The sequence below is a fragment of the Gordonia sp. Z-3 genome, assembly GCF_036233855.1.
Classification (GTDB): Bacteria; Actinomycetota; Actinomycetes; order Mycobacteriales; family Mycobacteriaceae; genus Gordonia; species Gordonia tangerina.
The window spans coordinates 45,929-63,506 of record NZ_JAZARS010000012.1; the positions used below are offsets into that span (position 1 = coordinate 45,929).

At 66.2% G+C, this 17,578-nt stretch carries 24 protein-coding genes and 4 tRNA genes; 20 read left to right on the forward strand and 8 right to left on the reverse strand.

Annotated elements, in window-relative coordinates; all coding sequences use genetic code 11:
• Positions 1 to 54 precede the first annotated feature (54 nt).
• The 3 genes from VX037_RS14980 to VX037_RS14990 form a co-directional block, all read right to left on the reverse strand.
• Positions 55 to 897 (reverse strand): hypothetical protein, encoded by an 843-nt coding sequence (locus VX037_RS14980; protein WP_235723438.1) that lies wholly within the window; start codon positions 895 to 897, stop codon positions 55 to 57.
• Positions 898 to 969: 72 nt separating this feature from the next.
• Complete coding sequence (locus VX037_RS14985; RefSeq protein ID WP_235723439.1) at positions 970 to 1,128, reverse strand: hypothetical protein; 159 nt, start codon at positions 1,126 to 1,128, stop codon at positions 970 to 972.
• Positions 1,125 to 1,583 (reverse strand): hypothetical protein, encoded by a 459-nt coding sequence (locus VX037_RS14990; RefSeq protein ID WP_235723440.1) that lies wholly within the window; start codon positions 1,581 to 1,583, stop codon positions 1,125 to 1,127. Before VX037_RS14990 ends, VX037_RS14985 begins: the two co-directional genes overlap by 4 nt.
• 205 nt (positions 1,584 to 1,788) lie before the next feature.
• Between VX037_RS14990 and htpX the strand changes: the two genes are divergently transcribed.
• From htpX to VX037_RS15005, 3 genes are read left to right on the forward strand one after another with little or no spacing between them, the layout of a single operon-like run.
• Positions 1,789 to 2,652 (forward strand): zinc metalloprotease HtpX, encoded by an 864-nt coding sequence (htpX, locus tag VX037_RS14995; protein WP_328714849.1) that lies wholly within the window; start codon positions 1,789 to 1,791, stop codon positions 2,650 to 2,652.
• 30 nt (positions 2,653 to 2,682) lie between these two features.
• On the forward strand, positions 2,683 to 2,913 hold the full coding sequence (locus VX037_RS15000) for a hypothetical protein (protein ID WP_235723441.1): 231 nt from the start codon (positions 2,683 to 2,685) through the stop codon (positions 2,911 to 2,913).
• Positions 2,906 to 3,334, forward strand: a complete 429-nt coding sequence (locus tag VX037_RS15005; protein ID WP_235723442.1) for a TA system VapC family ribonuclease toxin — start codon at positions 2,906 to 2,908, stop codon at positions 3,332 to 3,334. The genes VX037_RS15000 and VX037_RS15005 overlap by 8 nt, the downstream gene beginning before the upstream one ends.
• Positions 3,335 to 3,390: 56 nt before the next feature.
• Here the strand turns inward: VX037_RS15005 and VX037_RS15010 are convergent, their stop codons facing one another.
• Complete coding sequence (locus tag VX037_RS15010) at positions 3,391 to 4,314, reverse strand: oxidoreductase (protein WP_235723443.1); 924 nt, start codon at positions 4,312 to 4,314, stop codon at positions 3,391 to 3,393.
• A gap of 96 nt (positions 4,315 to 4,410) precedes the next feature.
• Here VX037_RS15010 and VX037_RS15015 point away from each other — a divergent pair, with 96 nt between their 5' ends.
• A complete protein-coding gene (locus tag VX037_RS15015; RefSeq protein ID WP_235723444.1) occupies positions 4,411 to 5,073 on the forward strand; it encodes a hypothetical protein in 663 nt (220 codons plus the stop codon).
• Positions 5,074 to 5,224: 151 nt separating this feature from the next.
• On the opposite strand, the gene VX037_RS15020 is transcribed toward VX037_RS15015, so the two are convergent.
• Entirely contained in the window at positions 5,225 to 5,716 is a 492-nt protein-coding gene (locus VX037_RS15020) for a YajQ family cyclic di-GMP-binding protein (RefSeq protein ID WP_160900477.1), read from the reverse strand.
• A 147-nt stretch (positions 5,717 to 5,863) separates the two neighbouring features.
• On the opposite strand from VX037_RS15020, the gene VX037_RS15025 reads away from it, so the two are divergent.
• The 5 genes from VX037_RS15025 (at position 5,864) to VX037_RS15045 (ending at position 7,748) form a co-directional block, all read left to right on the forward strand.
• A tRNA-Tyr gene (locus VX037_RS15025) sits at positions 5,864 to 5,944 on the forward strand.
• A 128-nt stretch (positions 5,945 to 6,072) separates the two neighbouring features.
• Positions 6,073 to 6,145, forward strand: a tRNA-Thr gene (locus VX037_RS15030).
• A 20-nt stretch (positions 6,146 to 6,165) separates the two neighbouring features.
• Positions 6,166 to 6,239: transfer RNA gene (locus tag VX037_RS15035), tRNA-Met, on the forward strand.
• 82 nt (positions 6,240 to 6,321) lie between these two features.
• Positions 6,322 to 6,489: a 50S ribosomal protein L33 gene (rpmG, locus tag VX037_RS15040; RefSeq protein WP_003929651.1), complete on the forward strand. Its 168-nt coding sequence runs from the start codon at positions 6,322 to 6,324 to the stop codon at positions 6,487 to 6,489.
• 176 nt (positions 6,490 to 6,665) lie between these two features.
• Positions 6,666 to 7,748 (forward strand): fused (3R)-hydroxyacyl-ACP dehydratase subunits HadA/HadB, encoded by a 1,083-nt coding sequence (locus VX037_RS15045; RefSeq protein ID WP_235723445.1) that lies wholly within the window; start codon positions 6,666 to 6,668, stop codon positions 7,746 to 7,748.
• A gap of 54 nt (positions 7,749 to 7,802) precedes the next feature.
• Here the strand turns inward: VX037_RS15045 and VX037_RS15050 are convergent, their stop codons facing one another.
• A complete protein-coding gene (locus tag VX037_RS15050; RefSeq protein ID WP_328714809.1) occupies positions 7,803 to 8,723 on the reverse strand; it encodes a hypothetical protein in 921 nt (306 codons plus the stop codon).
• Positions 8,724 to 9,065: 342 nt separating this feature from the next.
• Between VX037_RS15050 and VX037_RS15055 the strand changes: the two genes are divergently transcribed.
• From VX037_RS15055 to VX037_RS15100, 10 genes are all read left to right on the forward strand, one after another.
• Positions 9,066 to 9,138, forward strand: a tRNA-Trp gene (locus tag VX037_RS15055).
• A 38-nt stretch (positions 9,139 to 9,176) separates the two neighbouring features.
• On the forward strand, positions 9,177 to 9,623 hold the full coding sequence (secE, locus tag VX037_RS15060) for a preprotein translocase subunit SecE (RefSeq protein ID WP_235723447.1): 447 nt from the start codon (positions 9,177 to 9,179) through the stop codon (positions 9,621 to 9,623).
• Between the two features lie 66 nt (positions 9,624 to 9,689).
• Positions 9,690 to 10,568: a transcription termination/antitermination protein NusG gene (gene nusG, locus VX037_RS15065; protein WP_235723448.1), complete on the forward strand. Its 879-nt coding sequence runs from the start codon at positions 9,690 to 9,692 to the stop codon at positions 10,566 to 10,568.
• A gap of 118 nt (positions 10,569 to 10,686) precedes the next feature.
• Positions 10,687 to 11,121 carry a 50S ribosomal protein L11 gene (gene rplK, locus VX037_RS15070; protein WP_235723449.1) on the forward strand — a complete coding sequence of 145 codons (435 nt, stop codon included), beginning with the start codon at positions 10,687 to 10,689 and terminating at the stop codon, positions 11,119 to 11,121.
• A gap of 183 nt (positions 11,122 to 11,304) precedes the next feature.
• Positions 11,305 to 12,021: a 50S ribosomal protein L1 gene (rplA, locus tag VX037_RS15075; RefSeq protein ID WP_235723450.1), complete on the forward strand. Its 717-nt coding sequence runs from the start codon at positions 11,305 to 11,307 to the stop codon at positions 12,019 to 12,021.
• A gap of 142 nt (positions 12,022 to 12,163) precedes the next feature.
• Positions 12,164 to 13,117, forward strand: a complete 954-nt coding sequence (locus VX037_RS15080) for an L-lactate dehydrogenase (RefSeq protein ID WP_235723451.1) — start codon at positions 12,164 to 12,166, stop codon at positions 13,115 to 13,117.
• A 113-nt stretch (positions 13,118 to 13,230) separates the two neighbouring features.
• Complete coding sequence (locus VX037_RS15085) at positions 13,231 to 13,506, forward strand: excalibur calcium-binding domain-containing protein (protein ID WP_235723452.1); 276 nt, start codon at positions 13,231 to 13,233, stop codon at positions 13,504 to 13,506.
• A 20-nt stretch (positions 13,507 to 13,526) separates the two neighbouring features.
• Positions 13,527 to 13,991: a helix-turn-helix domain-containing protein gene (locus tag VX037_RS15090; protein ID WP_235723453.1), complete on the forward strand. Its 465-nt coding sequence runs from the start codon at positions 13,527 to 13,529 to the stop codon at positions 13,989 to 13,991.
• Entirely contained in the window at positions 13,988 to 14,440 is a 453-nt protein-coding gene (locus VX037_RS15095; protein ID WP_235723454.1) for a VOC family protein, read from the forward strand. Before VX037_RS15090 ends, VX037_RS15095 begins: the two co-directional genes overlap by 4 nt.
• 120 nt (positions 14,441 to 14,560) lie before the next feature.
• Positions 14,561 to 15,388 carry a DUF2786 domain-containing protein gene (locus tag VX037_RS15100; RefSeq protein ID WP_235723455.1) on the forward strand — a complete coding sequence of 276 codons (828 nt, stop codon included), beginning with the start codon at positions 14,561 to 14,563 and terminating at the stop codon, positions 15,386 to 15,388.
• Positions 15,389 to 15,393: 5 nt separating this feature from the next.
• Here the strand turns inward: VX037_RS15100 and VX037_RS15105 are convergent, their stop codons facing one another.
• Entirely contained in the window at positions 15,394 to 16,344 is a 951-nt protein-coding gene (locus tag VX037_RS15105; protein WP_235723456.1) for a hypothetical protein, read from the reverse strand.
• Between the two features lie 179 nt (positions 16,345 to 16,523).
• On the opposite strand from VX037_RS15105, the gene VX037_RS15110 reads away from it, so the two are divergent.
• On the forward strand, positions 16,524 to 16,964 hold the full coding sequence (locus tag VX037_RS15110) for a TIGR04338 family metallohydrolase (protein WP_235723589.1): 441 nt from the start codon (positions 16,524 to 16,526) through the stop codon (positions 16,962 to 16,964).
• Here VX037_RS15110 and VX037_RS15115 read toward each other — a convergent pair.
• Positions 16,928 to 17,551 carry a TetR/AcrR family transcriptional regulator gene (locus VX037_RS15115; RefSeq protein WP_235723457.1) on the reverse strand — a complete coding sequence of 208 codons (624 nt, stop codon included), beginning with the start codon at positions 17,549 to 17,551 and terminating at the stop codon, positions 16,928 to 16,930. The genes VX037_RS15110 and VX037_RS15115 overlap by 37 nt on opposite strands.
• Positions 17,552 to 17,578: the final 27 nt, after the last annotated feature.

Below are 17,578 nucleotides of genomic sequence, written 5' to 3' on the forward strand. Positions count from 1 at the left end.
TGTCTGGCCGCAGTTTCGTCTCCAACCCGGAATCGGGCGCTGCGGCCAGAACCGTCAGGGACCGACCGGGCCGACGCCGGCGTGGTTGAGGAGGTCGGTGAGGGTGCGAATCACAGCGGTGCCGACGTCGACTCCCAGCGGTGTCACGGCGAGGTCGTTGGCGTTGAGGTAGCTGTTCGGATCGGACTTCAGCGAACCGATGATGGTCTCGCAGACGATGCGGCTGCCGAGTTCGCCGAGCCGTTCACCGTTCTGCTGCACTGCGGCCTCGCGGAGGATGTAATACCAGAGCGGGGTGCGCTGGCCGAGAGCGGTGGTCTCCAGGATGTTCTTGACGTTCGCGGATTCACCGGCACCGCCCATCTGCATGATCGTCATCGGTTTGACGCCCATCGTCTCGCAGCATGCTTGCGCGGTGGGTATCGACAAGCTGTAGCCGCGCACCAGGTTCGACTTGGCCAGGTGGCCGAGGATCGGATCGCCGGTGCGCGGCCCGAGTGGCAGCGAGCCCAACCCGGCGGAGATGTTCGAGTCGATCTTGCGGGCCTTCTGGACGTTCGGGCCGCTGCCGGCGAAAAAGGTGAAGTCGAGGATCGCCGAGGACCGCAGTTGATGCGGGGTCGCGTCGCCGGTGTCGAAGAAGGTGGCGTTCGGGTTGCCGGCCGCATCGGGGCGGCTCGGCGCGAGGATGTCCATCACCGCGATCGGGCTCTGGCCACCGCGAAGCCGATACTCCGGCCGGATCATCGTGTGCCCGAAGCGGAACGCCGCCGTGGAGAACTCGAGCGGCATGAACGTCTGGCCGTGTCCGGCGGACACACCGTAATAGCGTGGCCCGTTGGCGAGCGTGTCGATGACGACACCGAGGTCACACACGCGGGCCAGATAGTCCTTCACGACGATGTACTGGTAGGCCCAACGGGTCAGCTGGCGTGCGCGAATGTGCTTGCACGCGGGCGTCCCGGCAACCTACGCGTCGTAGATCTTGTTGTAGAACAACAGGAACGCGCAGTGCAGCGCCGAGATGTTGGGGTTCTCGTCGTTGCGGGCGTCGGCGATGATCGCGACGCGGGTCGCCGGATCGCGCGGGACGTCGCGCCGAGTCGACGACGGTTGGAAGACCGTCATTTCAGATCGTTGGCGTACAGCACTTGAGACGTGGTCTCCGATACGCCGACCAGCGACGGCCCGTCCCCGAACACGCTGTCGAGATCGAGTTGCGGGCGTCGCCCGTTGTGCAGATTCGCCACCACCTCGTCGGGATCGCGTGGCGTCACCGGTTCACCCCGGCCGATCGTGGACACCGCAGACTCGCGATCCGTGCGCGCGGTGAGGTCGTGATCGATGAACTGGCCGAGGTAGGTGAGGATCGCCGGCAGCGTCGTCGAGTCGTTCGGCAGCCCGGTCTGATCGGTCGCCATCGCGTCGCCGAGTTGTTTGAGGGCGGTGATCGTCTCGCAGGACCGCGGCAACAGGCACGACGCAGAGTGCGCGGCGTCGTCGAACATGTAGCCGAAGGGTGTGGTGAACAGGAGTTCGTCTTGGGTCGCGACTTCGCCGGTATGGCTGAACTTGGTGAACATCAGGGGCCTCGTGATCGTCGTCGGGGGGGAAATCTGACGCTACGGAGCGCAGAACCCCAGGTCATGAGTAGTTCGCTACCTCATATCGGGGTGGCGGGACGACCCGCGCGGGTGCGGTGTGGAAACTCTGCCGACGCCTCGGACGTTTGGAAGAGTGAAAGCACCCTGACGACGTACGTCGGGTGATGCGCGAGAACGAGGGATGATGCACTTCAATGGTCTGAAGACCGCTGCGTTGATGGGCCTGATGTCGGCGATCATCGTCGGTATCGGGGCGATGTTCCAGAGCCCGACGACCCTGCTGTTCGCGGTGGTGATCGCGATCGGCACCAACGCCTACGTGTACTTCAACTCCGCCAAGCTGGCGTTGCGGTCGATGCATGCACAGCCCGTCACCGAGGTGCAGGCGCCGGTGCTCTACCGCATCGTGCGGGAATTGGCGACCAGTGCGCGCCAGCCGATGCCGGCCCTCTACATCAGCCCCACCGAGTCGCCGAACGCGTTCGCGACCGGCCGCAACCCGAAGAACGCCGCGGTCTGCTGCACCGCAGGCATCATGCGAATACTCGACGAACGAGAGCTGCGGGCGGTGCTGGGCCACGAACTGTCGCACGTCTACAACCGCGACATCCTGATCTCGTCGATCGCCGGCGCGATGGCGTCCATCATCACCGGCCTGGCGAACTTCGCGTTCTTCTTCGGTGGCGGCCGCAATGGCAACGGCCCGGGAATCCTGGGCGTGCTGATGATCACCCTGCTCGGTCCGCTCGCGGCGTCGGTGATCAAGATGTCGGTGTCGCGGTCGCGGGAGTACCAGGCCGACCAGTCCGGTGCCGAGCTCACCGGCGACCCGCTCGCACTGGCCTCGGCGCTGGCCAAGATCAGTGGCGGCATCGACCGCGCGCCGTTGCCGGAGGACCCGAAGATCGAGTCGCAGTCGCACCTGATGATCGCCAACCCGTTCCGTGGCGGCGGGGTGGCGAAGCTGTTCTCCAGTCACCCGCCGACCGAGGACCGGATTGCACGGCTCCACGAGATGGCGAGGCGGGGACCGCACGCGGGACGGTGATGCGTGATGCGTGATGCGCTACCCTGAGGCATGCGCACCACGCTGGACATCGACCCACGAGTGCTGGCCGCTGCGCGTGCTCGCGTGAACGACGGACGCAACGCGAGCATCGGCCAAGCGGTCTCCGAACTCGCGATGGCAGGTCTGTCCTCTGAGAATCCGCGACCGGCCGAACCGGAAGGGCTCGTGCTGCTGCCCTCTGAACCGGGCCACGTGGTGACCGACGAGATGGTCGCCCGTGCCATGCTCGACGATGAGTGACCTCGACCTGCCCGACGTCAATGTGCTGGTGGCGCTCCTTGCGCCCTCCCACGTCCATCACCGATCTGCGCAGGAATGGTTCGCCGCCACCGGACGATTCGCGACGACGCCGATCACGGAGGCCGGCCTGCTGAGGACGGCGCTCAACCGGTCGGTCATGGGCCGAGTGGTGGAGGCGGAGACGGCGTTGACCACGCTGCGCTCACTGCGGGCGCATGAGCGTTCGGTATTCCTGCCGGACGATTCGTCCCTGGCTCACGCAAGTATCGGCCTCACCGGTCTCGTCGGCTTCCGTCAGGTCACCGACCTACACCTGGTAAATCTGGCCGCACAGAATTCTGCGCGCCTGGTCACCTTCGACACGAAGATCGCACCGGTGCTGGCCCCCGACGACCAGCAGCGCATTCACACGTTGGGATGAGGGCAGCACCACCGCATGCTGACCACGCAGATCGGGGTCCTCGGCGACTCGTCGGATCAGCCGGCCGCGATGGCGTCGAGCGTTGCGAGGTCGGCGTCGTCGAGTCGCAGTGATGCGCTCGCGATGTTCTGCTCGACATGTGCCGGGTTGCCGGTGCCGGGGATGGCGAGCACATGCGGGCCCCGATGCAGCGTCCACGCGAGTCGGATTTGGGCCGGCGACGCGTCGTACTTCTCGGCGATCGAACTGATCTGCGCCTGTCCGGTCGTGTCCGGGCCATCGGGGGAGGCGCCGCTGGCGGTGGCGACCGCGAAGAACGGGACGAAGGCGATGCCCTTCGCGCCGCACAGTTCCAGCAGATCGTCGTCGCCGCGGTCGGTGAGGCCGTAGCGGTTCTGCACGCTGACGACCGGCGTCACCGTCAGTGCCTCGGCCAGCTGGTCGGCCGTCACGTTGGAGATGCCGATGTGACGCAGCAGCCCGGCGTCGCGCAGTTCGGCGAGCGCGCCGAGATGTTCGGCGATCGACGCATCGGTCTTGTCCATGCTGGTGCCGCAGCGCAGATTCACCACGTCGATCGTGTCGATCCCGAGTTGCCGCAGATTCTCCTCGACCTGCCCGCGCAGCTGCTCGGGACGCGCCATCGGCTCGAACTCGCCGTCACGCGACCGGCTGGGTCCGACCTTGGTGACCAGCGTCAGATCATCGGGGAAGGGCTGCAGCGCGGTGCTGATCAGCTCGTTGGCCAGCCGGGTCGGCGTGAAGTAGAACGCGGCCGTGTCGATGTGGTCGACGCCGAGTTCGACGGCCCGGCGCAGCACGGCGAGTGCGTCGTCGCGGTTACGGGGTGGCTCCCAGGGCATACCGCCCAGGCGCATCGCGCCCAGGCCCAGACGGTTGACGGTGCGGTCGCCGAGTCGCCAGGTGCCCGCAGCGTCGGCGGTCGGGGTCGGGGTGTGGAGGTGGTGATCAATGGTCATAGGACCACTGTGGCGAGTCCGCGGCCGCGGTGTTGTGCTCTGGCAACAAGCTGCCACACCGTCCGTGAATCGCTCTGCGGGCGCACACTGGAGGTCATGACCGACACCGACTCCGTCACCGTCGTGCGCAGCGAAGAGGAATTGTTCCGCCGCACCGAGCATCTGTTCGCGACCGCGACCGAGGTGTCGTGCGCGGCCAACGACCTGTGGACGTTCGCGTGGCAGCACGGAACGTTGGATACCCCGGAGAGGGTGGTCGGGACACAGCATCGCGGTCCCGTGCGTGTCCGCAAGATCTACCGGGCGGCGACCCTCCTCGACCCGGTCGCTGCACACCATCTGGCAGTGCGGCGCGATCAGTACGGCGCCGACATCCGGGTGACCGCCGACGAAATCAACGAAACCATCATCCTCGATCGCCGAATCGTGATCCTGGCCGGCGACCGCACGGGAGGGCAGCGCAGCTACAGCGTCATCACCCAGCCGGACGCGGTGCACGGGGTGTCGTCGCTGTTCGAGGCCGCCTGGCGCTCGGCGACCGACCTCGCCGCCTACGACGCGGGCATCGCCGACATCCGCGCGCTGGCCCCGCAGGTCCTCGACCTGCTGGGGCAGGGGGTCAAGGACGAGACCGCCGCACGCAGCCTCGGGCTCGGGGTGCGGACGTATCGTCGGCGCGTGGCCGAGCTGATGGATGCACTCGGCGCGCGATCGCGGTTTCAGGCCGGCGTGCGGGCGCGTGAGATCGGGATCGTCTAGGCGAACCTGATCTCGATACGCTGCCTCGGCTGGCGCCTCGGCGGCTACTCGATCAGCGGTTGGGGCGTCGTGTCGGGTGGGCCGGTGGTTACTCGATCAGCGGTTGGGGCGTCGTGTCGGGTGGGCCGGTGGTTACTCGATCAGCGGTTGTCTAGCGGTAGTTCACGAACTGCAGCGCGATCCCGAAGTCCTCACCCTTGAGTAGTGCGATGACGGCCTGGAGGTCGTCGCGCTTCTTGCTCGACACGCGCAGTTCCTCGCCCTGGATCTGCGCCTTGACGCCCTTGGGGCCCTCGTCACGGATCTTCTTGGAGATCTTCTTGGCGTGCTCGGAGTCGATGCCCTCGACGATCTTCCCGGAGATCTTGAACGTCTTGCCCGACGCCGCGGGTTCGCCGGCGTCGAACGCCTTGAGTGAGATGTCGCGGCGGATCAACTTCTCCTTGAACACCTCGAGCCCGGCCTGCGCGCGCTCCTCGGCGTCGGAGGTGATCACGATGGTCTCCTCGCCGGACCACTCGATACCGGTGTTGGTGCCGCGGAAGTCGTAGCGCTGCGACAGTTCCTTCGCCGCCTGATTGAGGGCGTTGTCGACCTCCTGGCGGTCGACCTTGCTCACCACGTCGAACGATGAATCAGCCATGACCGACAGCCTATCGTCGTGCTGCGCCGACTCCGGACCGAACCCGCGATGAGCCTCTGAACAGCCGATTTGCGTGGATGCGGGATGCTCGTTGTATTCTTCACGGCGTTGTTCTTACAGCCGTGTGAGCGGTTGGCGGAGCGGCACGGCAGGTTGCCCGAGCGGCCAAAGGGAGCGGACTGTAAATCCGTCGCGCAAGCTACATAGGTTCGAATCCTATACCTGCCACGACGTGGTAAATCGCTGATGATTCGGCGCTCGCCACCGGTCGCGACCAGCGATTTGGTGAGCGCCTGCTTCAGTGTGTAACCTCGTTAAGGCTCTCGAGCAGATCCGATCTGGGTCTGATCGGGCACGCCCCCTTAGCTCAGTCGGCAGAGCGTTTCCATGGTAAGGAAAAGGTCGACGGTTCGATTCCGTCAGGGGGCTCGCTGGACCCCAGTCCACATGGCGGTGTAGCTCAGCTGGTTAGAGCGCACGACTCATAATCGTGAGGTCGAGGGATCGAGTCCCTCCACCGCTACACATCGGTGCCGACCAGCTCGGAGCCGAACACGCAATAGGGCAGCCGAGCCCACCACGTACCACCGAAAGAAGGCAACGAAGTGGCCTCCTCAACAGATGTTCGCCCCAAGATCACCTTGGCGTGCGAGGTGTGCAAGCACCGTAACTACATCACCAAGAAGAACCGCCGCAACGATCCCGACCGCCTCGAGATCAAGAAGTTCTGCCCGAACTGCGGCAAGCATCAGGCACATAAGGAATCGCGCTGAGCGCATCACCGGCGATTCCGGTATGAACGACTAAAGCGGGCTGCCTCTTGATCCAAGAGGCAGCCCGCAGCCGTAGGGCGAAACCCGGTCGGAGCCGACCGGCCATGCTGACGGCGACAGCTAGCAGCGCACGGGGAACGGCGCCACGGGTTGGCGAAGTGAAGGAGCGGTATCCGATGTCAGTGACCGAAGCGGAGATCCAGCAGCGGATCGAGGCACTGAAGAACGGCGTCAAGCTGACGCCGGAGGAGATCGCCGCCCACACTCAGGCGATGGTGGGCTACAATTACACCGTCGACGACTACTACGAGGTCGGTCGCGAAGAGGTCCGCAAGCACGCCCGTGCCGTCCAGGACGACCACCCCGTCCACTGGAACGAGCAGGCCGCCGCCGAGCTTGGTCACGACACCCTGATCGCCGCACCCACCTTCGTCTCCGTGCTCGGCATCATCGCTCAGCGCCGCCTGTTCGAAGACGTCGTCACCGGCTACGACCTGTGGCAGATCATGCAGACCGACCAGCGTCTGGTGTTCCACCAGCCGGTCAAGGTCGGCGATCAGCTGATCTGTGACGTCTCGCTCGAGTCCTTCCGTCAGATGGCCGGCACCGACGTGATGGTGACCAAGAACATCATCTGGAACCAGCATGACGAACCGGTGATGACCACCTGGACCAGCCTGGTGGCCCGCCCGGCCGTGGAGGCCGATCCCGACGTCCTCGACAAGCTCGAGCACGTGATGATGAAGGTCGACCGGGAAGCCGTCATGCCCAAGACGGTGCACGGTCCGTTCGAGCGGTACTCGCTGCCCGACCCGCAGGTCGATCCCAAGCCGTATTCGGCGATCGACTTCGACGACCTGACCGTCGGTCAGGAACTGCCGGCGATGACCAAGACACTCACCCGCGGCAACCTGGTGAACTACGCCGGGGTGGCCGGCGATCCCAACCCCATCCACTTCTCCGACGAGGTCGCCAAGGTCATCGGGCTGGAAACCGTCGTGGCGCACGGCATGCAGTCGATGGGACTGGGCGCCAGTTTCGTCAGCAGCTTCGTCGGAGATCCGGCCGCGATCTACGAGTACAACGTGCGCTTCACCAGCCCGGTGTACGTCCCGGCCGAGGGTTACGCCCAGGTCGACTTCACCGGCAAGATCAAGTCGCTGGATCCGGAGACCCGGCGCGGCGTGATCGCGATCGTCGCAAAGCAGGGCGACCGCAAGATCTTCGGTCGCGCGCTGGCGCACGTGCAATTCAACTGAGTGCTGCCGTCCGCGTAATCGGTGGCCCGCCGACCCCGAACGTGTCCGCGGACATCACGACTCAGGGCACTCGCGCGGATTATCCAGCTCGCACCGCTGTGCGGTGATGTCGGCGGACATCTTTCGGTGGCGCGGGGACAGGTGGTGGCCGCCGCGGACCGCATCGAGCACTTTCTCCACGGTTGTCGGCCACTCGTAGACGACGTTCTTGTACGTCAGGGGCATCCGAAGCAATCCCAGGCTGGTGGCGACCTGATCGCGCCGATGATCCTCGTCGTAGTTGTGGACCCCGGTGTGATGGGCCAAGCTGTCGATCTCGATCAGTAGCCGATCGCCCACCTTGAGGTCCACGTGTCCGAGTCCGGGGACGTACGCCTGCACCTCAACCTTCAGGCCGAGGCCGCGCAGCCGCACCCTGCCCATCGTCTCGGTGCCCGACGCTGCGCGCTCGTCGCACCTGTTGAAGCACGCCACGATGTGCTCCGGCGCGCCGTCGAATGCGGATTCCACCTCGCCGGGCGTCAGGACCTCGGCTGCGAGCAGCCCGCTGCGCATCCGCAGTGACATGTTGAGCAGCGAATCGCACACCACGGTGATGCCCTCCGGATCGAGGCAACGTAAGGCATGGCGCAGCGCGGTGTGCGGGTCGTCGAGGATGGTGGTCACCGGCAATGGGCGGCCGAAGTGGCGGCGATAGCGTCCCGGGTGATCGCGGTTGGCCTGCGAGTTCCCGCGCAGATGAACCTTGTCGACCTGCGGCGGGAGCCAGACCCCATAGTGTTCGAGGGCGGTCACGCAGCTCAGTGCGCCGTGCTTGCGGACCGCCGCCAGCGCGGTGGGATCGGCCGATGGGATGGAGTACCAACCGTTGCCCTCAGGGGTGTAGATCTCGCGACGGACGTCGCGTCGCAGATCGGAATCGGTGACATTCCTGCTGCGTAGTTCCCGCCGGGTGTAAACGCCGAAATCGTGCATGCCGGTAGATTGTGGTGCGGATCGGACGAGCTTCGATTTCGGTGTCCACAGATCTCCGATGGCCTGTGGAGTGTCCGCCGGGATCACCACTGAGCTCGCTCGACTGGATTATCCGGTCGGTGAGGCCCAGCGGTGATGCTCGCGGACACGCGGCATCGGCGCGGCGGGCGTTCGGACCCGTTTTGGGTTCCAGGGCGCACGTGATCTACACTGAGGTGTCTGGTTTGACTTGAGACTTGCGCGCTGCCCATAGGGTGGCGCGTTGGTTGTGTGAGGAGCTTTCCTCTCAGGGTCGGGTCAGATGGCAGCTGTAACGTGGCGAGAGCCGCGGCACAGTCGCAAAGGGGCGTAGCTCAACTGGCAGAGCAGCGGTCTCCAAAACCGCAGGTTGCAGGTTCAAGTCCTGTCGCCCCTGCCCTGGTGAGGGCACACGTTGACGAGAGGACCTCGAAAGTGAGCAAGCGAGATCGAGCTGCCCGCGCCAAAGGTGCGGACGACACCGCTGCCGAATCGGTAGAGGGGCTCGAAGGTCGCGAGGACGTCGAGGAGACCGGCGCGGAGTCGAGTGAACTCCGTCCTTCGGGCAAGCGCTCGTCGCGCCGTCGTTCGTCGACGAGTGCCTCCAGCACCGGCGGCGACGCGGAGACCGGCAGCGGTTCCGCGGTCGCGGTCAAAGAACGCAAGAAGAAGGCCGATGCAGGCCAGAGCCGCAACCCGTTCGTTCGGATCTGGGTCTTTCTGCAGCAGGTCGTCGCCGAACTGAAGAAGGTCATCTGGCCCACCCGCCGGGAGATGATCACCTACACGATCGTCGTGCTGGTTTTCGTGATCATCATGACCGCATTCATCTCCGGTCTCGACCTGGTCTTCGCCAGGGGAGTCCTCTGGCTCTTCGGCTGACGATCCACGCAAGCGGACCGCGGCCGAGCCAGGACGACCGGAAACGAAAGAGGAGCGTGGGCTGCAGTGAGCACCCCGGAGAACGAGATCGAATCGACCACTGAGTCGGCCGACGCCGTCGATGCGTCGGCGGTCGATGCTGTCGACGAGACCAACGACCCGGGTGTCGAGGCTCAGGTCGAGGCTGCCGCAGACGATGAGGCAGCTGTCGACGGCGGCGAGGTCGCCGTGGAAGAGGCCGAGGCAGTCGAGGACGCCGTCGCCGACGAAGCCGAGGTGGCCGACGAGGTCGCAGCCGAAGAGGCCCCCGCCGAAGAAGCCGACCCGGTCGAGGAACTGCGCAAGCAACTGCGTCGCGCGCCCGGCGACTGGTACGTCATCCACAGCTACGCCGGTTACGAGAACAAGGTGAAGGCCAACCTTGAGACCCGCGTGCAGAACCTCGACGTGGGCGACTACATCTTCCAGGTCGAGGTGCCGACCGAAGAGGTCACCGAGATCAAGAACGGCCAGCCGAAGAAGGTCAACCGCAAGGTGCTGCCGGGCTACATCCTGGTGCGCATGGACCTCAACGACGAGTCGTGGGGCGCGGTGCGCAACACCCCCGGTGTGACCGGATTCGTGGGAATGACCTCCAAGCCGTCGCCGTTGTCGCTCAACGAGGTGCTGCAGTTCCTGATGCCGCGCGTCGAGGCCAAGAAGCCGGCCGCACAGAAGGGCGCGGCGGCCGAGGGTGTCGAGGCTGCCGCCGCCGCGGCGACCGCAGTTGTCGAGGTCGACTTCGAGGTCGGCGAGTCGGTCACCGTCATGGACGGCCCGTTCGCGACGCTGCCCGCGTCGATCAGCGAGGTCAACGCCGAACAGCGCAAGGTCAAGGTGCTCGTGTCGATCTTCGGTCGCGAGACACCGGTGGAGCTCGGCTTCAACCAGGTCGAGAAGATTTAGCTCGGTTCGGTCCCTGAGGAGCGCCCGCGAGGAACGAGCGGGCGTCACGAAGGGCCGAACGAAAGACTTCCACGTCTCCAGCGGGCGTGGATATGCAAGGAACAAACAAGGAACAAGGATGCCTCCCAAGAAGAAGAAGCTCGCCGGCATCATCAAGCTCCAGATCCAGGCAGGTGCGGCCAACCCGGCTCCGCCCGTGGGTCCGGCGCTCGGTCAGCACGGCGTGAACATCATGGAGTTCTGCAAGGCGTACAACGCGGCGACCGAGTCGCAGCGTGGCAACGTCATCCCGGTCGAGATCTCGGTCTACGAAGACCGTTCGTTCGACTTCAAGCTGAAGACCCCGCCCGCCGCCAAGCTGCTACTCAAGGCCGCCGGTCTGCAGAAGGGCTCGGGCGAGCCGCACACCAAGAAGGTCGGCAAGGTCTCGATGGATCAGATCCGCGAGATCGCCAAGACCAAGCAGGAAGACCTCAACGCCACCGACATCGACCAGGCCGCGAAGATCATCGCCGGTACTGCTCGGTCGATGGGCATCACGGTCGACGGCTGATCTCGCTGGATCTCGATACGCTGCTCGCCTAGCGGCTCGCAGCTACTCGATCAGCAGGGATTTTTGCGACTCGGTCGGCAGGGATTCGCTCTACTCGATCAGCAGAGAAGAACACCGCGTGGGAGGGCCGGCTCGGCCCACTAACCACCAACCCGAATCAATTCACGGAGAAAGAACAGAGCAATGGCACAGAAGAGCAAGGCCTACCGCGCCGCCGCGGAACAGGTCGATCGCGACAAGCTGTACAGCCCGCTGGAAGCTGCACAGCTTGCCAAGGACACGTCGTCGAAGAACACCGATGCGACCGTCGAGGTCGCCATGCGCCTGGGCGTCGACCCGCGCAAGGCCGACCAGATGGTCCGCGGCACCGTCAACCTGCCCAACGGCACCGGTAAGACCGCCCGCGTGATCGTGTTCGCCGCCGGCGACAAGGCCGCCGAGGCCACCGCCGCGGGCGCCGACGAGGTGGGCGCCGAGGACCTGATCGAGAAGATCCAGGGCGGCTGGCTGGAGTTCGACGCCGCGATCGCCACCCCGGACCAGATGGCCAAGGTCGGCCGCATCGCACGTGTCCTCGGACCGCGTGGCCTCATGCCGAACCCGAAGACGGGCACCGTGACCACTGACGTCACGAAGGCCGTCAACGACATCAAGGGCGGCAAGATCACCTTCCGCGTCGACAAGGCGTCGAACCTGCACTTCGTCATCGGCAAGGCGTCGTTCGACACCGAGAAGCTGGCGGAGAACTACGGCGCAGCGTTCGACGAGATCATGCGCGCGAAGCCGTCGGCTGCGAAGGGCCGCTACATCAAGAAGATCACCGTCTCCACCAACACCGGCCCGGGCATCCCGGTCGACCCGGCGGTGACGCGTAACTTCACCGAGGCGCCGCAGGCCTGACGCCACGACGCCACGACGTCACCACAAAACCCCCGACTGTTCGTCGGGGGTTTCGTGCTGTCTGGGTCGTCTCCGGTGCAGATCGGGGGCGGGGCGTGAATAATCGCGGGGAGGACGACCCACGAGACCAGGCGGTGACTTGATGGACGTACGACCGACAAAGCTGGCGATCATCGGAGCGGGGGCGGTCGGTACCGCTGTCGCCTATGCGTCATTGATCCGCGGCGTCGCGCGGACGGTGGCGCTTATGGACATCAACACCTCCAAGGTGACCGCCGAGGTGCTCGACATGTCACACGGCCTCGAGTTCATCCCGCGCGCAGACATCATCGGCGACGACGACGTGTCGGTGTGCGCCGACGCCGACGTCGTCGTCTTCACCGCGGGCGCGAAGCAGAAGCCTGGGCAGTCGCGGCTCGAACTGGCCGAGGCGACCATCGGGCTGACCAAGAAGATCATGCCCGGGGTGCTCGAGGTGGCGCCGAATGCGGTCTACATCATGGTCACCAACCCGGTCGACATCGTCACCTATGCGGCGTTGAAGTTCAGCGGCCTACCGAACAACCAGGTGTTCGGGTCCGGCACGGTGCTCGACTCGTCGCGATTGCGCTTCCTCATCGCGCAGCACTGCGACGTCGCCGTGCAGAATGTGCACGCCTACATCGTCGGCGAGCACGGGGACACCGAGATCCCGCTGTGGAGTTCGGCCACCATCGGCGGTGTGCCGCTGACGCATTGGAAGCCGCTACCGGGCGGGGAACCGATCGACGCGGCGGCCCGCGAGCGCATCCAGCACGAGGTGGTGCACGCCGCCTACAAGATCATCGAGGGCAAGGGCGCCACCAACTACGCCATCGGACTCGCGGCGACCCGCATCGTCGAGGCAGTGCTGAACAACGAGCACCGGGTGTTGCCGGTGTCGACGGTGGCGCAAGGTTATGAAGGGCTCGACGATGTGTGTCTGTCGCTACCGACCATCGTCGATCGCGGCGGGGCGCAGACACGCCTCGAGATGCCGCTGTCCGACGAGGAACGTGCGGGGCTGATGGCATCGGCCGAGACCTTGCGGGGGATGCAGGCGAAGTTCGGCCTCTGACGGCGATCGCCTGTACGCCGTTCGGAGTAACCGCGCACGGATTGGCCGAGATCAGGTCACCGCGGTGACTATCCTCGAGCCGTTCGACGACGACGGTGAGATGAGGTCTGGTCATGCGGTGTTCGCGGAGAACGGTGGCGGGGATGCTCGGTGCTGCGGCGATGGCGGTCGCGCCGCTGGCGGTTGCGGCGCCCGCACAGGCGGTCACCGTCTACAGCAATTGCGACGAACTCAACGTCGACTATCCGCACGGTGTCGGCCAGCCGGGCGCGGTCGATCACACGTCGGGTACGCCGGTCACCGACTTCGCCATTGATCAAGCGGTATACGACGCGAACAAGTCCGGGCGCGATCGCGACAAGGACGGCATCGCCTGCGAGCAACACTGACTCGCGTGCAGAATTGAGCGGTGTTCACCCCGCGCGAAGACGAGAATCGTCGACTGCTGCGGGCCCGTGACGCCATCGACCGTCACTACGCCGAGCCGCTCGACGTGCCGACGCTGGCCCGGATCGCGGTGATGTCGCCGGCACATTTCAGCCGACGGTTCCGAACTGTGTTCGGCGAGACGCCGCACCGGTATCTGCAGCGCCGTCGGATCGAGCGGGCGTGTGCCCTCCTTCGGGAGGGATCGCTGTCGGTCACCGACGTCGGGTTGGCGGTCGGTTACGACAGTCTCGGCACCTTCAGTCGGACCTTCGCCTCGATCATCGGGCGCAGCCCGAGCGTCTACCGGTCGGCGTGGTCCGGAGTTGCGGGCGTGACGTCGGCGCAGGTGCCGGCCTGCTTTGTGCGCGCCTGGACGAGACCGGCTGCGTTGAGCAGTTTCGGAGAAGCGTCGGCGCCGACCTCGTCCGTAGTGTCACCGCCATGATCAACGGCATCAGCATCCATTCCGTCTATGTCCTCGATCAGGACGCCGCCCTCGACTTCTACGTCGGCACGCTGGGATTCACCGTCGACACCGACGTCGACATGGGTTTCATGCGATGGCTGACCGTCGCCCTGCCCGCACAGCCGGACCGGTTGATCCTACTGGAGAAGCCGAGTCCGCCCGCGTTGTCGGAACAGGCCGCGGCCAGGGTGCGCGAACTGGTGGCGCTGGGTGCGATGCCGGTGACCATCCTGTCCACCGACGACTGCCGCGGTACCTACGCCGACCTCGCGGCCAAGGGCGTCGAGTTCACCCAGGAACCCATGGACCAGCCTTACGGCATCGACTGCGCGTTCCGCGACCCGTTCGGAAACCAGCTCCGGATGACGCAGCCTCCTGCGCAGGAGCGACCCATCACCGACGAGGACATCGCCCGCTGGGCGCCGTGACGGTCCAGCAGGCCGGGCAGCTGATTCCGCCACTCTGCGCAAGTTTCCGTGGGAACTGCGGATTTCGGGGGGACGAACAAGAAAGTGGAACCGAATGAGGCGCTGGATAGTCTCATATATATGCGCGACGACAAGCTGCTCACCAAGATCGCGGCCCTGCTCCGGCAGGCCGAGGGCACCGACAACCCGCATGAGGCCGAGACCTTCATGCAGGCGGCGCAACGGTTGGCGACCGCGGCGTCGATCGATCTCGCCGTGGCCCGGTCGCACGATCCGGCGGGGCGGAAGTCCACCGTTCCGGTCTCCAGACAGATCGCGATCGGGGAGAAGGGCAAGCGTGGGCTGCGGACCTATGTCCAGCTGTTCGTGGCCATCGCGCGGGCCAACGACGTCACTGTCGACGTCGCCGGCAATTCGACGTTCGTGCTCGCCTATGGTTTCGCTGACGACATCGACACCTGTGAAACCCTCTACACCTCCCTGGTGGTGCAGATGGTGGCGGCCAGCGACGCCTATCTTCGGTCGGGTGCTTACAAGGGGGAGGAGTTCTCCCGGGTGGTCACCCGGGGCAGCGGGTGGCGTAGTCGCAAGGTGATCGAAACCAAGCCACTGTCACCGATCACCGCGCGTCTGAACTTCCAGTCCGCTTTCGCCGAACGGATCGGCGAGCGGCTCAACGAGGCCCGGGAGCAGGCGCGCGCCGACGCGCTGAGTGCCGATCCCGACGAGGCGACCCGGCCGTCGTCGACCGCGGTGGCTTTGCGGGACAAGGAGATCGAGGTCTCCGATTTCTATCGCAGCGAGTCCAAGGCGCGCGGCACGTGGCAACCGTCGAGCGCCTCGGCGGGCTATTCGGAGGCCGCGCGTCGAGCGGGAGATCGGGCGGGTCGGCGGGCCAGGATCGGCGCCGACCGCGAATTCGGTGGAACGCGGGGCGCGTTGGAGTGAGTGGCTCAGTCGTCCGACGCCGGGCCGGGCTGTGCCTCGATCAGGTCGTCGAGGGCCTCCGGGCGCGGTGGGTACGGTCGGGGCGCGCCGAAGTGGCGACGAATCCACGCGCCGACGGGGCCCTGGTCGCAGGTCAGCGAGTGCGTCACGATGGTGCAGACCACCACGATGCCGGCGAAGAAGAACAGCCAGCTGATCGCGGCGAACACCAGTCCGAGGGTGCCGAAATGCTGGGTGGTCTCGCTCATGATGGTCGGCAGCGCGATGCGGGTGCCCACCAGGAAGACGGTGATGAATGCGCCGGTCACCACTCCGTTGAGGGCGAGCAGACGCATGGGCACCTGACCGGACACCAACAGCCGGGGCAGCAAGGTGAACATGAGCGACCAGATCACGAACGTGGCGGCCACCTCGAGGATCACGCCGACGACACCGTAGGCCCCGAACGTGATCCCGGTGAAGTTGATGCCGTGCAGGTTCGCCGAAAAGCCCTGGGCGACAACCCCGACGGGAAGCAGGAGGATCACTACCACCCAGCGCCACCAGCCGGACAACGGCAGTTTGGTGACCTGCCAGATCGACGTGTACATCCGGCCCATGGCCCGCGACAGCGATGTCGCGCCACCGATCACCATCAACGCACCCAGCAAACCGAAGGCGGTCACCGAGTCGGGTGCCGTCGTATCGGCGACATCGACCTGATCGGTGTTGATGCCCAGGTCGCCGAGGGCGTCGGTGACGAGATCGTTGTCAGGGAAGGCCGCCAGCAGGATCACCATCGGCAACACCGCGGTGAAGGCCTGCGCGGCCAGCGTCATCGCGCGGTCGGTGATGTCGTTGACTGCGAGGTCGCGCAGAACCCGCAGCACCAGGCCTGCGCCGGGGACGGCGAGTGCGCGTTCGGTGACGGTGGCCGTGCGCGCCCGGACCCGGGTGCCCAGCGATGGAGAGCTCACCGCCCACACCTCCGTTCCGCGCGGCCGGGTGACATCGGGTCCGCCGGTCAGATGGTAGTTCGTCGGGGCCGCTGGCGACCGGTGGGCCGACCGGAGACGCGGTGACCGGCCAGTCGGGGCACACCCCCCGCGACGTCGGTCGGGCGCGTTTCTACGCCGCGGAGCGGCTCGTGCTCGGCATGTTCGACCGGGCGGGATCGAACCGCACCGTGCAGCTGGCGGGCACTGAACTCACCCTGCCGGCCGAGGCCCGATTCGCCTCGGTGGAGTCGGTGCGCGACCACGTGATCCGGGTCCTCGACCTGCCCGGGGTGCGGGAGCGGTTCGATCGGGCGAGCCAACCGGTCACGGTCCGCGAACGGCGCGGGCACCGCTCCGCGCACTACGAGTCGATGTCGGGGCAGGTGCCCCAGATCGCGATCCCGTCGGCGACCGGGGGACGCTGGGCGTTGCGCGAACTCGTCGTCCTGCACGAGATCGCCCATCACCTCGACGACCCGGCCACCCCGGCACACGGCCGGAGTTTCGCGATCACGCTGACCGATCTCGTCGGACTCGTGCTGGGGCCCGAGGCCGGGCTCGTCTATCGCGTTGTGCTCTCCGACAGCGACGTGCTGTGACGCTCGCCGAAGCCGGCGTCGAGCACGTCGACGGCGCGCTCGAGCTGGGTCCACAGCGAGCCGTCGGCACCCTCGCGGAACCACTGCTCGATGCCGACGGTGAGCGCGTCGGCCACGCAACGCCCCTGGATGCGGGCGGTCAGCGGTGCGGTGCCGGCGGCCGCGATCGCATCCCCTAGGGCGGTGCCGATCGAGGCGACCAGCTCGGCCAGCGCGGCGCGTAGCTCGCGGTCGGAGTCGATGATGCGTAGCTTGCGGACCGCCAGGTGCATCGCCGCGTCGTCGACCGCGACGTCGGCCTCGCGCAGCGCCAACCGGATCGCGTCGAGCACCGGCCGGGACCGCACGAGCTCGCCGAAGGCGGCGATCGCCACCTCATCCATCTCGTCGTAGAGCACCACGCCCTGTTTGCTACCGAAGTACCGGTAGACCGACCGTTCGCCGACCTCGGCCGCCTGCGCGATCTCGGTCATCGTGACCGAGCCGTAGCCACGTTCGTCGAACAGGTCCAGCGCGACTCGCTGGATGTGCGCCATGGCGCGGACGCGGTTGCGGGAGCGCAGATCGTGCTGAGGGGATCGGTCCATCGGGTTCCTTCTGTCTGCCACCTACCG